This window comes from Protofrankia sp. Cas4, from assembly GCF_963555915.1.
Taxonomy (GTDB): domain Bacteria; phylum Actinomycetota; class Actinomycetes; order Frankiales; family Frankiaceae; genus Protofrankia.
In genome coordinates this window covers 1-15,076 of record NZ_CAUVXL010000034.1, presented here as the reverse complement: position 1 = coordinate 15,076, position 15,076 = coordinate 1, and the positions used below count along the sequence as shown (strand labels likewise).

Sequence of the window (15,076 nt, the reverse complement as noted above, 5' to 3'; positions counted from 1 at the left end):
CCCCTGTCCACGCCTCCTGGCTTAACCAGGTGGTGCGACACGAGGCCGCATGAGAACAGTGGTACTCGTTGAGGAGGTTCGACTGATGTCGAAGACGTAGCACCCGGACTTACGAGCCAGACCACTAAGGTGTGTCGTTTCTGACAATACGGGCGTTTGCGGTCATGTCATCGTGATGGTGTGCAGGCCCTCTGGTGTCGGTCGGTTGCCATGGGTGCGGCCACTCAGGGTGTTGGGATGTCGGTGCGGCGTACACCGTCGACATCGAGGACGAGGTCTGCGCCGTAGGCGGTCGCCGGTGTCTGGAAGCCGGGGCTGACCTGCCCGCTCAGGACGTGGTGCAGGAGCAGGCGCGCCGTCGCGGCGGTGAACTCGTAGGCCTCCGGCCCGTGCAGGGTGGCGAGGGCCGCCCTGCCGTCCGGTGTGCTGACGCGGGCCCAGATGTGGCTGGCGCCGGCGGCAAGCTGATCGTCGGTGGGGCCAGCGGGCAGCCGCCGGACGATTGCGTTCATGGCCGCCCGCCATGGTCTGGAGCCGAACAGCGCGGGCACGGTGGGTGCGAGACGCATCAGCCCACGCAGCGGGCCGGGCAGGGCCGTATAGGTGTCGATGGTGGGGATGCCGGTGGAGTGGGCGGCGGTGACCAGGTCGGCTCGCCAGGGGTTGGTGGCCACCGTGACCGGACCCTGGCCGAAGTCGACCCGTCTGCGTTGCGCGGCGGCGCGCTGCGGGACGAGTTCGCCGTCGTGGCGGCGGAACCCGCTGTGGTGCAGGTCGCGCGCCACGGTTGCGGCGGTGCCGCGGGAGAGCCCGCCGATGGTCTGGAAGGCCAGCTCCAGGCGGGTGGCGTCGGGGAGCTGTTTTGCCAGGTGGGCGGCGAGACAGTCGGTGGGCACCACACCGAATCCGGCACCCGGCAGCACCATCACCCCGGCCCGCAGCGCTTCCTCGTGGCGGGCCGCGGCTGCCTGGAACTCGGGCACCTCACCGGCGAGGTCGAGGTAATGGACGCCGGTCCGCACGCAGGCGTCGATGAGAGGTGTAGCGGTACGGCTGAACGGGCCCGCGCAGTTGAGTACGACGGTGATGTCGCGCAGGCAGGCCTCGATGGTTGCGGGATCGTCCAGGGCGAAGGCCCGGGTGGGCAGCTTGAGCGCTCGGCCGGTTTCGGCGAGGGATGCCGGGTTGCGTGCGGCGAGCACCGGCCGCAGGCCGGCGGTTGTGGCCCGGCGGGCGCACAGCCGGCCGATGTAGCCGGTGGCGCCGTAGATCAGGGCTGCGGTCATGATGACTCCTGATGGGTGCGGATGCGGCAGCCGCCGCCAGCTGTCGGGTGCAGGCGGTTGGGGCTGGCCGGCCCGCCGGTCACGAGGCGCCGCGGAACCGCATACGCAGGTAGGCGTCGAAGACGCGGGCGCCGAGCAGACGGCGGGTGTGTACCAGCGCCTTGGCGGCCGGGGTGACCACATAGCGGGTCCGCGGCCTGGCCGCGAACAGGGACCGTTCGATCACTGCGGCGACGGCCTCAGGCGGTGCCGACAGTCGGCGCGAGCGGTAGCCGTCGGCCATCTTCTGATCGGCGGCGGCGTTGAGGGCGGCATAGGGGCCGGCGGGGGCGGCTGATCCGGCGAGGGTATGGGCGGCGGTGTCGCCGAAACCGGTGCGGATCAGGCCCGGTTCGATGAGGATGACCCTGATGTTGAACGGGGCTGTTTCGAACCGCAGGGCGTCGGTGAGGGCTTCGACGGCGTACTTGCTTGCGTGGTAATAGCCGCCGGCGGGGAAGACGAGACGGCCGCCCATCGAGCCGACGTTGACGATCCGTCCACCGCCCGTGGCACGCATGCGGGGCAGCACGAGCTGGGTCAGCCGGGCCAGCCCGAAGACGTTGGTCTCGAACTGGCGTCGTACCGCGTCGAGATCCGTCTCCTCGATGGTGCCGTACTCGCCGTAGCCGGCGTTGTTGACCAGCATCCCGACCGCGCCGTGCTCGGCTTCAACCGCTTCGACCGCGGTGCGCATGGACGTCTCGTCGGTGACGTCCAGGGGGAGGATGCGGGCACCGGCACCAGCGAGGTCCGCGAGGGTCTCGGTCCGACGGGCGGTGGCGTAGACGGTCAGGTCGGGGCGGGCGGCCAGCCGCCGAGCGGTGGCCCGGCCGATTCCCGACGACGTCCCGGTGATCAGCACGGCGGTCATGGTGTCTCCTGGATCTCGGTGCGGGTGTGGCTCAGCCCTGCGACGATCAGTGCTACGGCGTGGCGCAGCCGTCGCAGGGTGACGTCGGGGTCGGACAGGTCCGCCTCCAGGCCGCGGGTGAGCGCGAGCAGGATCTCGGCCAGTTCAAGGGCCTTGACCCCGGGGCCGTCGGCGGCAGCGAGGTCGGCGGCTATGGTGTCGGCGGCTATGGTGTCGGCGAGCAGGTCACGCATGGCGGCGCTGTAGGCGGCTTCGAGATCGGCGGACGGACGGGCGTTGTCGCCCAGCAGCTCGGCGGCGTGCGGGCTGTCCCGCCAGAGGCGCAGGACGAGGTCGAGCTTGGCGGTCAGCACGGCGGTGAGCCGCTCGGTGAGATCAGTGCCGGTGTCGACGTCCACCCGGGCTCGGGCCAGGGCCGCATCGAAAAGCCGCTCCGCGAGGCGCCGGAAGGCGTCCTCCTTGTTGCGCACATGCTGGTACACGGCGCCGCGCGACATCCCCGCCTCCCGGGCGATGTCGTCCATCGTGGTGCGCTTCACTCCATGTCGGGTGAAGCACGCGTACGCCGCGTCGAGGATCTGCTCCACGCGCTCGTCCAACATACTGACAATCATCGCATGAAGTGTCAGTGTGTTCAACCGCGGGAGTCCGGACCGCCCCGGATGTCGTCTGCCTGATCAACCAGCAGTTCGTCAGGCGTTCCTCGCCCTGCAGGCTTTCCGGGCCAGCAGCAGTCGCCCTACGCGATCGCGGTGCGAATGGCCGATCTGCCGGTCCCGCTACTCGACGGATACGACGGTCACACCCTGCACCGCCCCCTTGCCGAACACCGCGCGGAGATGGCCGTGGAGCTGCTGACCTGGAGCCGCATCGACGACCTCGACCTCGCCTCGGTCAACGACGCCCTGCACACCCACCCCCGTCTCGGAGGCAGTACGGCAGTCTCCCGAGGAACGGTCACCGACCGTGCACACAGTTCCGGCGGCAGGTGGACTCGCGGTCCGTACAGTAGCGGTGATCGGCCCGCGCCCGCGCCCGCGCCCGTGGCCGCGGAGGAGGTGGGCGATGACGCGCTGGTTCAACACGGCCGGGCCGTGCGTGCCCAGTGATCATTACATGATCCCCGCGTCGGTTCGGCTGCCCGAGGTTCCCCGTCTGGTAGCGCGCAAGAGCTATTTCGTGGTGCACGCGCCACGACAGACCGGGAAGACAACCGCTCTGCAGGCGCTCGCGTCCGAGCTGACCGCCAGCGGCCGGCATGCGGCCCTGTTGTTCTCCTGCGAGGCCGGACGGGCCTGGGGGGACGACATCGGTGCAGCCACCCGCGCCATCCTCGACGAGATCCGCGCGGCGGCCGAGGACTCGCTCCCGGCCGGGCTATGCCCACCTCCGTGGCCGGCGGTGTCGGAGGGCACGCAGCTTGGCATGGCGCTGCGGGCGTGGGCGCAGGCGTGCCCGCGGCCGTTGGTGCTGTTCTTCGACGAGATCGACGCGCTGCAAGGCCGGACCCTGATCAGTGTGCTCAGTCAGCTACGCAGTGGCTACCGAGGCCGGCCCGACAACTTCCCCGCCTCGGTCGCGTTGTGCGGTCTACGCGACGTCCGTGACTATAAAGTCGTTTCGGGTGGTGATCCGTCCCGATTGGGAACATCCAGCCCGTTCAACATCAAGGTCGAATCGCTCCGACTGGGGGACTTCACCCTTGACGAGGTACGGGAGCTGTACGGCCAGCATACGGCTGAGACGGGGCAGACATTCACGCCAGAGGCGATGGAACGGGCGTTCCATCTGACCGCCGGACAACCGTGGCTGGTCAATGCCCTCGCCTACGAGATCGTCGACAAGATACAGATCCCGACGTCCACACCGATCACCGTCGACCATGTGGAACAGGCGAAGGAACGGCTTATCCTCGCCCGGGCCACCCACCTGGACTCGTTGGCGGACACGCTCACCGAGCCCCGGGTTCGCCGGGTCATGGAACCGGTGCTGGCCGGGACCATCACCGTGTTCGAGCCGTTCAGCGATGACGTCCTCTACGCCCGCGACCTCGGCCTGATCACCCAGACTTCCCCCGTCGAGGTCGCCAACCCCATCTACCGGGAGGTCATCGCCCGGGTCCTCGCCGACGGCCTGCTTGACTACACCGACAACGTGCCCCGCCCCCGCTCCTTCGCGCTACCCGACGGCCGTCTGGACTTCCCCCGCCTGCTGGCGGAGTTCGCTGCGTTCTGGACGGCCAACGGCGATATTCTCACCACCCGCCAGCAGTACCTACGAGGCCGGCCCTCATCTCGTCCTCATGGCCTACCTACAGCGCGTCGTCAACGGCGGCGGCTATGTCGACCGGGAGTACGGTGTCGGCCGCGGTCGCATCGATCTGCTCCTGCGCTGGCCCCACCCCGCGAAGGACGGAACACGGGCCTGGCAGCGCGAGGCTCTTGAGCTCAAGGTATGGCGCCAGGGCGACCCCGACCCCCTCCGCGAGGGCCTCGGCCAGCTCGACGCCTATCTCGACCGGCTCGGTCTCGACACCGGCATCCTCGCCGTCTTCGACCGCCGCCCGAACGCCGAACCCATCGACAGACGCACCACCATCACCCACACCACCAGCCCCACCGGCCGCACCATCACCCTCTTCCGCGGGTAGGGCGTGGCGACGTGGGCTGCCGCCAGGTATGCCGAATGAACGAGGCCCTGGGACAACCGCCGCGGCCGATCAACCGGAAACGGGTGTCCCGGCCTGTGCGCGAGCGGGGGTTGACCGGCGCCACCCACCGTCGGGGCCGCGCTTTGACCAGGTCGGACGCAAGGCTCCGCCGAGGGGAACGTCGGGCGCGTTCAACTCATTTGCCCGTCGTCCTTGTTCCGGCGAAGGGTGATCGCCTTCTCGGGGCAGGCCTGCACGCACAGGCCGCACGCGTGACAGTCCATCGGCTTGGCCACGACGGCCTGGCGCCGGCCGTGCGCCAAGTATTTCAATGAGCCCAGCAGGGACATGCCCTCGCGTTCCTGTTCGGTCAGCTTGCGCACCTCGAACACGTCGTAGGGGCAGACGACGACGCAGTCCTCCTTACCTTCGCACCGATTGCGGTCGATGATCGGAAGTGCGACGCCGGCCGGCGACTTGGACGTGCAGTCTGACGGTGTTGATCGCTGTTGTGGCACGGTTCGGTTGTCCTCCAGTCGGTGCGTCGCACCCCAGTGGCCTGATTCGACAATGGTGTTGTCCCAACTCGACACGTCGGCGAGCTTTCCGGTTTGACGTTACCTGCGACCGACACACCGATTACGCCGCGGGCTCGCCGGTGACGTTTTCCCGGTGATCTTGGACGTGGGCATCCTTCACCCCGGGTTCGCGCGGCCGCGGCGGGTGTGGGATGCGGGGCGGTTGACGCCGCGGCGGGTCAGCAGAAGGCGACCATCTCGCCTAGCCACTCGTCCAGTTTGGCGATCTCGGTGGCCGACGCGATGCCCAGCGGGGTGGACCGGGTGAACCGCTGGGTGGATACCGCCGTGATCTCCTCGGTGCGTGCCCAGCTCGGCCGGTGCAGGCCGGACTCGGGCGAGTCGATGCGCACGTGATGGTCCAGGCCTCGGTCCCGCGCGGTCAGGGGCACCACGAGGGCCATGTCGATCGGAAACCGGCAGTGCGTCGTCGAGCCGACCACCACGGCCGGGCGCGGGCCGCCCTGCTCGTGCCCGATCGGCTGGCCGAAGTCCACCAGCCACACTTGCCAGGGCGCGAGCCTCAGCGCCCGGCTCACCGGTTGTACTCCGGGTATTCTTCGCGCGCATCCGGCAGGCCGTCGCCGGCCGCATCGTCGGTCAGCCGCGCCTCGGCCTGGTAGCTGGCCCATTCCTCGGCGTCGGCGCGCAGCTCCTCGTACCGCCGCATGATGCGATTGATCTTGTATTCCTTGACCAGACGCCGGACTGCCTCGCCCAGCGGCACGCCATGGAAGTCCTGCTCGGCGATCTCCGCCAGTTCGTCGCGTAGCCCGCTGTCAAGCTGCATAGATGTCGTGACCATAGCATCAAGTATGGCATCTGCTATAGATCGAACTGCGGCAGGGTCGATAGAAGATCACGCGCAGCACCGATGACCGACGATCGATCGGCAGAGACCGCGACCCCTCCACGAGCCGTACGCGTGCCGCTATTTTACGTTTCGTTTTGAACTGTCATTTAGTTACGTCTCATCGCACCGATACGATATGAAACGTTCTGGATCCTGACGCCCGATAAGCTTGTTTCTCAGGCGTCAGAACGGCTTCGAAAAGGAGGGTTCAGACATGAGCGAAGGCAGCTCAGAGGTTGCGATCCGTGACGACGGCGAACGCTCTGCGCTGTCGCCTGCCCTGGTCGAACGGATGGCCGACTACGCCCGCGCCGCGCGGGCCTCCTCGACGTGGCGGGCCTACGACAGCGACCTGCGGCACTTCGCCTCGTGGTGCGCTGAACACTCTCCGGCGCGCAGCGCGGTGCCGGCGGCACCGGCGACGGTGGCGGGCTACCTCACGGCGCTCGCCGACAGCGGCTACAAACCGGCGACGATCCGGCGTCGGATGGCGGCGATCTCCGTGGCGCACCAGCTCGGCCGGCACCTCAACCCGACAACCTCGGTCGAGGTGGCAACGGTCTGGGACGGCATCCGCCGCACCCACGGCGTGGCGCCCGCGCGCAAGCACGCGTTGGAAACCGGTTTGCTGACCCGTGTGCTCGAGGCGGTGGACGGCGATCGCCTCACCGACGTCCGGGACCGAGCGCTGCTGCTGGTCGGCTTCGCCGGATGCCTGCGCCGCAGTGAACTCGTGGCCCTCGACGTCACCGACATCGCCGAGACCGCCGACGGTCTGGTTCTTGCCATCCGCGGCTCCAAGACCGACCAGGAGCGGGCGGGTGCACTGGTCGGCCTCACCTACGGCTCCTACCGGCCGACCTGCCCGGTACGATCATGGATTGCGTGGCGTGAGGCCGCGGGCCTGGTCGAGGGGCCGGCGTTTCGGGCGGTGAACCGCCATGGCGGGGTGAGCGCTGGCCGGCTCGACCCGGGTTCGGTGGCCCGGATCGTCCAGCGCCGGGTCGCCGCGGCGGGCCTGTCCCCCGCCGACTTCGCCGGCCATTCGTTGCGGTCGGGATTCGCCACCGCCGCCGCCCGCGCCGGCGTCACGGACCGGGCCATCATGCGCCAGGGCCGTTGGCGCTCACCCACCTCGCTGGACAGCTACGTCCGGGCGGGCCGCCTGTTCGACCGTGACAACCCCTCGGGCAAGGTCGGCCTGTAGCACCCATCACAGACCGAGACGGCCGGTTGGGTTATTGAGGAACAAGGTGCTTCTGTCAGGATCATCAGTAGGATCTGGTGCAAGATCGAGCGAAAGATCGGAGTTCTCGGGAAGCTCGCCAAAAAACACATGCCCTTTCGCGATCCCGAGCCTGAACTCCTCGAGAGTCCGTGAGCCCTTCGCAGAGTTGCAACAACGACATGCGATTACTAGGTTGTTGCGATCGGAACCGCCTCCGCGGCTGATGGGAGTCACGTGTTCAAGAACGCGAGCACCTGATCGGCTGCCGCAGTACCAGCAGACCGAACCGACACGGGTGTATCTGGCGATGGACGCGTCAACTGCGACGCCTACCGTAACCTGGTTCGTCTCTGTGGCTGACACGTTCATGACGATAAGGCCCAGTTCTCGTATAGCTGACGCCGCCCGACAAGTAGCAGAAAGTAACTATCTGGCCACGGTTCCGTACAATCCCCCGACGTCTGACCTGTACTCGCCATGATGTGGCGATCATCGGCTTGGGCGAGGGAGTGCGCGTGCAGCAGGAGTGGGAGCCGGAGGACCTGATCGAGGTCTGGACGTTGCTCGAAGACGATACGAAGAAGCTGCGGAACAAGTCCGGGGCGAACCGGTTGGGCTTCGCGATGCTGCTGAAGTTCTTCGAGGTCGAGGCACGGTTCCCGGAGTCCGACAAGGAAGTTCCGGCCGCGGCGGTGGCCTACGTGGCCCAGCAGGTGAAGGTGCCGGCGCAGGAGTGGGCGTCGTACGACTGGCACGGCCGGGCGGCTACCCGTCACCGGGCGGAGATCCGTGAGGCGTTCGGCTTCCGGGAGTCCACCGAGGCGGACCAGGAGAGCCTGGCCGAGTGGCTGAGCGCGGAGCTGTGCGGGGTGGAGATGTCCCGGGACCGGCTGGCGGAGGCGGTGGTGGCGCGGTGCCGCAACGACCACATCGAGCCGCCCGCGCCCGCCAGGGTGCGGCGGCTGGTGGCGAAGGCGGCGCGGGATTTCGACGCCCGGTTCTGTGGCCGGACGGTGGGCCGGCTCTCTCATGCGACCCGCTCCCGGCTGGAGGACCTGCTCGACCCGGGCGAGGGCGAGCAGGCTGCCGGGGAGGCGGGGAGCGTGGGCGGCGGGCGGTCGTTCTTCACCGAGTTGAAGGCGGACCCGGGGGCGCCGGGGCTGGAGAGCTTGTTCGCGGAGGTCGACAAGTTGCAGCGGGTGCGCCGGCTGGAGATGCCGACGGACCTGTTCGCGGACGTGTCGGAGAAGCAGGTGGACGCCTGGCGGGCGCGGGCCTCGAAGGAGTACCCGGCGAACATGGCGCGGATGCATCCGCCGATGCGCCTGACGCTGCTGGCCGCGTTGTGCCACGTGCGGCACACGGAGATCACGGACTCCCTGGTGGAGCTGTTCATCCAGCTGGTGCTGAAGATCAATACCAGGGCGGAGAAGAAGGTCGACAAGGAGCTGACGGACGAGCTGAAGAAGGTCCGCGGCAAGGAGGCGATGATGCTGCGGGTCGCCGAGGCGTCCTTGGCCCAGCCGTCCGGAACGGTCCGTCAGGTGATCTTCCCGGTGGTCAGCGAGAAGACGCTGAAGGCGCTGGCGGCGGAGGCGGCTGCGAACGAGGCGAAGTACAAGGCCCGGGTGCGCACCGTACTGCGCTCGGCGTACTCCTCGCACTGGCGCAGGATGCTCACGCCGCTGCTGCGGGCGCTGACGCTGAAGTGCAACAACACCGCCTACCGGCCGGTGATGGACGCGGCCGAGACGGTTCCCCTGGACCCGACCAGTGGCGGGCGGCGGTGGTCGATGACAAGGGGCGGGTCGAGCGGATCCCGTACGAGCTGTGCGTGCTGGTGGCCCTGCGCGACGCGCTGCGGCGCCGGGAGATATGGGTGGTGGGGGCGAACCGGTGGCGCAATCCGGAGGACGATCTGCCGCAGGACTTCGAGGAGAACCGCGACGTGCACTACGACGCGATCCAAAAGCCCTTGGACGTGAAGGTGTTCATCGCGGCGCTGAAGAAGAAGCACCGCGATGGGCTGGACCGGCTGGAGAAGGCGCTGGTGGCGGACATCACCGGCGGGGTGGCGATCGTGAAGAGGAACGGCGAGGGCTGGATCCGGGTCTCGCCGCGGCCCAAGCAGGAGGAGTCGGAGAACCTGACCGCCGTCAAGGACGAGGTGCAGAGGCGGTGGGGCACCATCGACCTGCTGGACATCTTGAAGTACGCCGAGTTCGACACCGACTTCATCTCGGAGTTCACCACGGTGGCGACCCGCGAGAACCTCTCGCGGGAGGTCCTGCGGCGCAGGCTGCTGCTGGTCTTGTTCGGGCTGGGCACGAACATGGGGATCAAGCGGGTCGCGGTGACCGGCCGGCACGGGGAGTCCGAGGCGACGCTCCGCCGGGTGCGGCACCTGTTCGTGAACCGGGGCAACATGCGCTCGGCGCTGGTGAAGCTGGTCAACGCGACCTTCGCGGTGCGCGAGGAGGGGTGGTGGGGCAGCGGGACGGCGTGCGCCTCGGACAGCCGCAAGTTCGGCGCGTGGTCCTCGAACTTCATGACGGAGTGGCACCAGCGCTACCGGGGACCGGGGGTGATGATCTACTGGCACGTCGAGCGGAAGTCGGTGTGCATCTACTCCCAGCTCAAGTCCTGTTCGGCGTCCGAGGTCGCCTCGATGATCGAGGGCGTGCTGCGGCACTGCACCGACATGGAGGTCGACCGGCAGTACACCGACACCCACGGCGCCTCCATCGTCGGGTTCGCCTTCGCGCACATGCTGGACTTCCGACTGATGCCCAGGCTGAAGAACATCGGCCGCGCCCGGCTGTACCGGCCGGCCGCCGGCGAGGACGCCAACTGGCCCACCCTGGCCCCGGTGCTGTCCGGCAAGACCATCGACTGGGACCTGATCGCCCAGCAGTACGACCAGATCGTGAAGTACACCACCGCGCTGCGGCTGGGCACCGCCGAGGCCGAGCAGGTCCTGCGGCGGTTCACCAAGGGCGGCGGCCCCAAGCACCCGACCTACCAGGCCATCGAGGAGCTGGGGCGGCTCGTGCGCACGGCCTTCATCTGCGACTACCTCAGCGACGAGGAGATGCGCAAAGAGATCCACGAGGGCCTGCAGGTGGTGGAGAACTGGAACTCGGCCAACGCGGACTTCTTCTACGGCAAGGACGGCGACCTGACCGGCGACGACAAGGAGAGCCAGGAGGTCTCCATGCTCGCCCTGCACCTCCTGCAGAGCAGTCTGGTCCACGTCAACACACTGCTGATGCAGCAGGTCCTGGCCGAGCCGAAGTGGGCCGACCTGCTCACCGAGGCCGACCGCCGGGCCCTGTCCCCGCTGTGGTGGACCCATGTGAACCCGTACGGCAGATTCGAGCTGGACATGACGCGTCGTCTGGACCTGGGCCCGGTCCCGGCCGCAGACGGCGGGGCGGCGGATGAGGCGGGGTCCGCCGAGCAGGTGCCCGCCGGATAGGGAGAGGCCCTGGCGGAGCCCTCGGGGGATGGGGCTCCGCCAGGGCAGCCGTGGGTCGCACGTCGAGGACGACCGGCAGCTCCGGGGCCGGGTCGTCCTCGGAGCCGGCGGTGGTGTGTTCGGGCATGAGGTCGGCGACGGCCGTGCGGATGGCGCCGCGGCTGACGTGGTGGTCGCGGGCCAGGCCGCGGGCGGTGAGGTCCATCGCGGAGAACGCGCCGTCGTGGATGCGCAGGGCGAGGCGGCCGGTGTGCAGCACGTCGAGGACGTCGAGGATGTGCTGCGTGCCGCGTACGAGGCGGAACATCTCGGAGATGTGCACGGTGTCGCCCGGCCGCGCGTAGGTGAGCAGATCGCTGAACTTCGGGCGCTGGAGGGGGTGGAGGCGGCTGGAGTCGCCGGCCTCTACCTCGAACGGGACCGGGTCCTCGATCCCGGCCTCGCCGAGGACGAGGTTCTGCCGGTCGGTCGACACCCGCTTGTAGACCAGGTTGGCCATGCCGCTCCCCGTGTCCGGTGCCACTCAATCGTGACCGATTGCCCCTGAGCCATTTCCAACCTGGCAACGAGGGCGCTTGGTTGGCCATGGAGGGCTGTCCAACGAAGTGAAGCTCCTGGTAGACGGGTTTACGACCAAGATCACCCATTGTCCACCAGGAGCTTATGTGCTTGTCGCGCGTCTCGGCAATGGTTTGTGGGGAGGCGCGGAGGGCTGAGCTGCCCTTCGCGCCTCCTCGACTTCTAGGTGGCTACTCCCACTCGGAGGTCACGCCCTCGGGGAAGCGGGAGCCGAATCCTCCGGTGGGGAGGATCTCGACGATGCGAGCGAGGTCGGCCTCGGTGAGGGTGAGGTCGGCCGCACCAATGTTCTCCTCGACACGCTTGGCGCTGCGTGTCCCGGGGATCGGCACGATGTGCTCACCCTGGGCCAGAATCCAGGCCAGAGCGAGCTGGGCCGCGGTAGCGCCTTTCGACGCGGCGAGCTCGGCCAGTTGCCGACTTGCGTCGATGTTCTTCTCGAAGTTCCCGGGCTGCCAGCGAGGAACACTTCGGCGCCCGTCGGACTCGTCGAGCTCCGCCGCCGGCTTTGCGGTGCCGGTGAGGAATCCGCGGCTGAGGGGCGAGTAGGGGACGAACCCGATGCCGAGCTCGTTGAGGACGGGGAAGAGGACTTCCACTTCGCGGTCGAAGAGTGAGTACTCGGTCTGGAGCACGGACACGGGCTGAACGGCGTGGGCGCGGCGCATGGTGTCGGGCCCCGCTTCGCTGAGACCGAAGTACTTGACCTTTCCGGCGTCGATGAACTCCTTCACCGTTCCAGCGACGTCTTCGATGGGGACGTTCGGGTCGGGTCGGTGCTGGTAGAGCACGTCGATGTGGTCGACGCCGAGGTAGCGGAGACTGTTCTCGACGACCTCCCTGATGTGCTCCGGCCGGCTGTCGAGGCTGAATTCGCGCGTGAAGCCGAACTTCGTGGCGATCACGACGTCGTCTCGGAAGCTCTTCACGGCACGGCCGACGACCTCCTCGTTCTCGCCCCAGCCGTACAGCTCGGCGGTGTCGAAGAATGTGACGCCGAGTTCGTAAGCCTTCTGGATGGCGGCGATTCCCTCTTGCTTCTCGCTGGGTCCGTAAAACGACGTGATTCCCATCGAGCCGTATCCGATCGCGGAGGTGGTCAGGCCTTGCTGGCCGAGAGTGCGTGTCTGCATGTGGTGCCTCGTCTGCATTGATTGTCGGGCGTGCGGAGGTCGATGACTTCTTGGCGCTACGTCAGTCTACGCCTGATGTGACAGTCGCTGCCACGAGGGTCACTGTATGATAAGTTCATGGTTGAGAGTAGAAGCTTGGGTGGCGGCCTGCGGGAGCGGACGCGAGATGCCGTGCGTGAGCAGATCGCAGCGGCTGCACTGGTGATGTTCGATGACCAAGGTTTCGAGGAGACGACTGTTGACCAGATCGCGGCAGCAGTCGACATCTCGCCGCGCAGTTTCTTTCGGTATTTTCCCGCGAAGGAAGACGTCGTTCTCGGGGACCCGATGGTCTACGTTGAGCCCGTTCTCGCACGTCTGACGGACGCGCTCCGGTCGCTGCCGGTGTGGGAGGCTGTCCGGGCGGGATTTGCCCCGCTCGATGCCATGACCGCCGCTGATCCGGCAGGGTCGTTGCGCGCGCTGAGAGTCATGCTTTCCACGCCCGCACTGCGTGCCCGGAACACGGAGAAGCACCTGGCGTGGATGACAGTTTTGGTGCCCATCGTCACGGGCGCGCTTCCTGGCCCGGCTGAGGGTAAGGAATTTCGGGCCCGCGCGGTCGTCATGTGCTCTCTGACGTGCCTCGATGTCTGCGTCGCGGAGTGGGTCCATCGCGGCGGATCGGTGCCGTTCACGCAACTGCTCGACGACATCTTCGCGCTCTTGAAGCCCGCGGTGCTGGCCTGACCGGAAAATGCCCCTGACCACGATGGTGCTTGGGCAGGGTGGTATCACCCCGACCGTGGGCGGGGTCTGTGATCTTGGATTGTCAGGCGGCGGGTTGGAAGGTGACGGTCTGGCCGAGGACCTCCAGTTGACGGACGAGGTTGCGAATCTTGCGGCCTTTATCGATCCGGGTGGTGTGGTAGTCGGCACCGAGATCCTCGAAGCGTTTGGTGGGATCAGCGAGCAGGTGCCAGACGATGGTGAGGATGGATCTGGCGACGGCGACGAGGGCCTTGAGTTTGCCGCGGCGTTTGACGATGCGCCGGTAGCGTTCGCCGAGGAACGTGTTGGTCTTGGCTGCCGCGGCGGCGGCCTCGCCGAGCAGTCCTTTCAGGTAGGGGTTGCCCTTGCCGGTCTTGCCGGCCCGGTGTGTGGCGCCGGACTGGATGGTTCTGGGGGTGAGCCTGGCCCAGGAGGTCAGGTGGCGCGCGGTGGGGAACCTGGCCATGTCCAGGCCGATCTCGGCGAGGATGACCTGGGCGCCCAGGGGGCTGATGCCGGGGATTTCGTCGAGGCGTTCGATCGCGGTCGCCTGTGAGTGGGATGTGGTGTGGCCGTGGCCGGTGTCGGTGCTGCCGGCGATGGGGATCGCGGCGATGACGGCGTCGATGCGGGTGGTGAGTGTGTCGATCTGGCGGTTGAGGGCGTCGATCTGGTCCAGCAGCATCCGGGCCAGTTCGGCGTGGTGGTCGTCGAAGCGGCCGGTGAGTGCCTCGACGAGGGCGGCGCGCTTGCTGCGCATGCGACCGCGGGCCAGCTCGGCCAACACGTGGGGGTCGCGTTCGTCTCGGATCAGAGCCTCGATCATGTCGCGGGTGGACAGCGTGTCGAGTCTGCTGGCCACGACCGAGACCTTGATCAGGGCGTCTTCCAGGAGTTTTTCGAGGCGTTGCCAGTGGCGGGTGGTCTCGCGCACGAAGTCGGTGCGCATCCGGGTGTAATCGCGCAGGACCCGGATCGGCGCCGGGGGCACGAACGACGGGCGTAGCAGTCCCTTTTCGGTGAGTGTGGCCAGCCACACCGCGTCGAGCTTGTCCGTCTTCGGCCTACCAGGGACGTTCTTGACGTCGCGGGCGTTGACCAGCTGCACATCCAGCCCCTGGGATTCGAGCAGGTAGAACCAGATCCGCCAATAGTCGCTGGTTGATTCGAGGGTGACCTTCTGCACGTCCAACTCGATTAGCCGGCAGGCCAGGACCAGCACGGCGTTGGTGGTCGCGGCGGTATCCCACACCCGGCTGATGCGCCGGCCCGGCCGGGCCGGGTTGGGTAGCCGCACGCAGACCTTGCCGAACTCCTTGGCCACGTCGATCGCCGCGACCCGTTCGATGAGCTGCTCATGATCGGCGTCGGGGATCTCTTCGGGCTCGTTCATGACCGCCGCCGTCCCTTCGTCATCCAGTCGAGGTGGCGGGCTGCCCGGGGGCCGCGGTCGGGAACCGAGATTCTGACCGGCGTGCTCGAAGCACAGTGCGTGACCCCTCAAGGTCGGGCCCCAACATCAAACTAGCCCACGGGTTCGTATCCCAAGGAAGACATCGACGTCGGCGGGCACCCCACCCCATTTTCACGCCTGGGAGGCGTCACCGGAAGGGATAGGAGAACTAGCC

General features: G+C 67.8%; 13 protein-coding genes and 3 pseudogenes. 6 read left to right on the top strand and 10 right to left on the bottom strand.

Annotation, left to right across the window (positions count from 1 at the left end; all coding sequences use genetic code 11):
• Positions 1-224 precede the first annotated feature (224 nt).
• The 3 genes from U9979_RS03585 to U9979_RS03575 all read right to left on the bottom strand — a co-directional run bounded on the left by U9979_RS03585 (position 225) and on the right by U9979_RS03575 (position 2,801).
• Positions 225-1,286, bottom strand: coding sequence for a saccharopine dehydrogenase family protein (locus U9979_RS03585; protein ID WP_322751672.1), 1,062 nt, complete (start codon positions 1,284-1,286; stop codon positions 225-227).
• A gap of 79 nt (positions 1,287-1,365) precedes the next feature.
• The gene (locus U9979_RS03580; RefSeq protein ID WP_322751671.1) at positions 1,366-2,199 is read right to left on the bottom strand and encodes an oxidoreductase; all 834 of its coding nucleotides are present in this window, start codon (positions 2,197-2,199) and stop codon (positions 1,366-1,368) included.
• On the bottom strand, positions 2,196-2,801 hold the full coding sequence (locus U9979_RS03575; RefSeq protein WP_322778252.1) for a TetR/AcrR family transcriptional regulator: 606 nt from the start codon (positions 2,799-2,801) through the stop codon (positions 2,196-2,198). Before U9979_RS03575 ends, U9979_RS03580 begins: the two co-directional genes overlap by 4 nt.
• Before the next feature lie 156 nt (positions 2,802-2,957).
• On the opposite strand from U9979_RS03575, the gene U9979_RS03570 reads away from it, so the two are divergent.
• Together U9979_RS03570 and U9979_RS03565 are read left to right on the top strand one after the other, a co-directional pair.
• A complete protein-coding gene (locus tag U9979_RS03570; RefSeq protein ID WP_322778251.1) occupies positions 2,958-3,308 on the top strand; it encodes a hypothetical protein in 351 nt (116 codons plus the stop codon).
• Positions 3,265-4,849, top strand: a pseudogene (locus tag U9979_RS03565) (AAA family ATPase). The gene U9979_RS03570 and the pseudogene U9979_RS03565 overlap by 44 nt, the downstream one beginning before the upstream one ends.
• Before the next feature lie 191 nt (positions 4,850-5,040).
• Here U9979_RS03565 and U9979_RS03560 read toward each other — a convergent pair.
• The 3 genes from U9979_RS03560 to U9979_RS03550 all read right to left on the bottom strand — a co-directional run bounded on the left by U9979_RS03560 (position 5,041) and on the right by U9979_RS03550 (position 6,217).
• On the bottom strand, positions 5,041-5,367 hold the full coding sequence (locus U9979_RS03560) for a ferredoxin family protein (protein WP_322778249.1): 327 nt from the start codon (positions 5,365-5,367) through the stop codon (positions 5,041-5,043).
• Between the two features lie 239 nt (positions 5,368-5,606).
• Positions 5,607-5,966 (bottom strand): type II toxin-antitoxin system PemK/MazF family toxin, encoded by a 360-nt coding sequence (locus U9979_RS03555; RefSeq protein WP_322778248.1) that lies wholly within the window; start codon positions 5,964-5,966, stop codon positions 5,607-5,609.
• Positions 5,963-6,217 carry a hypothetical protein gene (locus U9979_RS03550; protein WP_322778247.1) on the bottom strand — a complete coding sequence of 85 codons (255 nt, stop codon included), beginning with the start codon at positions 6,215-6,217 and terminating at the stop codon, positions 5,963-5,965. The genes U9979_RS03555 and U9979_RS03550 overlap by 4 nt, the downstream gene beginning before the upstream one ends.
• A 277-nt stretch (positions 6,218-6,494) precedes the next feature.
• On the opposite strand from U9979_RS03550, the gene U9979_RS03545 reads away from it, so the two are divergent.
• A complete protein-coding gene (locus U9979_RS03545; RefSeq protein WP_322778246.1) occupies positions 6,495-7,487 on the top strand; it encodes a site-specific integrase in 993 nt (330 codons plus the stop codon).
• Between the two features lie 6 nt (positions 7,488-7,493).
• On the opposite strand, the gene U9979_RS25060 is transcribed toward U9979_RS03545, so the two are convergent.
• Positions 7,494-7,877, bottom strand: a complete 384-nt coding sequence (locus U9979_RS25060) for an HNH endonuclease (protein WP_416219342.1) — start codon at positions 7,875-7,877, stop codon at positions 7,494-7,496.
• 113 nt (positions 7,878-7,990) lie between these two features.
• On the opposite strand from U9979_RS25060, the pseudogene U9979_RS03540 reads away from it, so the two are divergent.
• Both U9979_RS03540 and U9979_RS03535 read left to right on the top strand, forming a co-directional pair.
• Positions 7,991-8,425: pseudogene (locus U9979_RS03540) on the top strand (DUF4158 domain-containing protein); the annotation flags it as partial.
• A gap of 869 nt (positions 8,426-9,294) precedes the next feature.
• Positions 9,295-10,986, top strand: coding sequence for a Tn3 family transposase (locus tag U9979_RS03535; protein ID WP_322778245.1), 1,692 nt, complete (start codon positions 9,295-9,297; stop codon positions 10,984-10,986).
• A 58-nt stretch (positions 10,987-11,044) separates the two neighbouring features.
• Here U9979_RS03535 and U9979_RS25055 read toward each other — a convergent pair.
• Together U9979_RS25055 and U9979_RS03525 are read right to left on the bottom strand one after the other, a co-directional pair.
• Positions 11,045-11,485 (bottom strand): annotated as a pseudogene (locus tag U9979_RS25055) (recombinase family protein); the annotation flags it as partial.
• Between the two features lie 250 nt (positions 11,486-11,735).
• Positions 11,736-12,698: an aldo/keto reductase gene (locus U9979_RS03525; RefSeq protein WP_322778243.1), complete on the bottom strand. Its 963-nt coding sequence runs from the start codon at positions 12,696-12,698 to the stop codon at positions 11,736-11,738.
• A 171-nt stretch (positions 12,699-12,869) separates the two neighbouring features.
• On the opposite strand from U9979_RS03525, the gene U9979_RS03520 reads away from it, so the two are divergent.
• Positions 12,870-13,427, top strand: coding sequence for a TetR family transcriptional regulator (locus U9979_RS03520; RefSeq protein ID WP_322778242.1), 558 nt, complete (start codon positions 12,870-12,872; stop codon positions 13,425-13,427).
• Between the two features lie 82 nt (positions 13,428-13,509).
• Here U9979_RS03520 and U9979_RS03515 read toward each other — a convergent pair whose 3' ends face one another.
• Complete coding sequence (locus U9979_RS03515) at positions 13,510-14,841, bottom strand: IS110 family transposase (RefSeq protein WP_322778241.1); 1,332 nt, start codon at positions 14,839-14,841, stop codon at positions 13,510-13,512.
• Positions 14,842-15,076 lie beyond the last annotated feature (235 nt).

What these genes read in the sequence shown, in the direction of transcription:
- U9979_RS03585 (WP_322751672.1), bottom strand. Translation starts at nt 1,286, where the DNA reads ATGACCGCAGCCCTGATCTACGGCGCCACCGGCTACATCGGCCGGCTG.
- U9979_RS03580 (WP_322751671.1), bottom strand. Translation starts at nt 2,199, where the DNA reads ATGACCGCCGTGCTGATCACCGGGACGTCGTCGGGAATCGGCCGGGCC.
- U9979_RS03575 (WP_322778252.1), bottom strand. Translation starts at nt 2,801, where the DNA reads ATGTTGGACGAGCGCGTGGAGCAGATCCTCGACGCGGCGTACGCGTGC.
- U9979_RS03570 (WP_322778251.1), top strand. Translation starts at nt 2,958, where the DNA reads ATGGCCGATCTGCCGGTCCCGCTACTCGACGGATACGACGGTCACACC.
- U9979_RS03550 (WP_322778247.1), bottom strand. Translation starts at nt 6,217, where the DNA reads ATGCAGCTTGACAGCGGGCTACGCGACGAACTGGCGGAGATCGCCGAG.
- U9979_RS03545 (WP_322778246.1), top strand. Translation starts at nt 6,495, where the DNA reads ATGAGCGAAGGCAGCTCAGAGGTTGCGATCCGTGACGACGGCGAACGC.
- U9979_RS25060 (WP_416219342.1), bottom strand. Translation starts at nt 7,877, where the DNA reads ATGAACGTGTCAGCCACAGAGACGAACCAGGTTACGGTAGGCGTCGCA.
- U9979_RS03525 (WP_322778243.1), bottom strand. Translation starts at nt 12,698, where the DNA reads ATGCAGACACGCACTCTCGGCCAGCAAGGCCTGACCACCTCCGCGATC.
- U9979_RS03515 (WP_322778241.1), bottom strand. Translation starts at nt 14,841, where the DNA reads ATGAACGAGCCCGAAGAGATCCCCGACGCCGATCATGAGCAGCTCATC.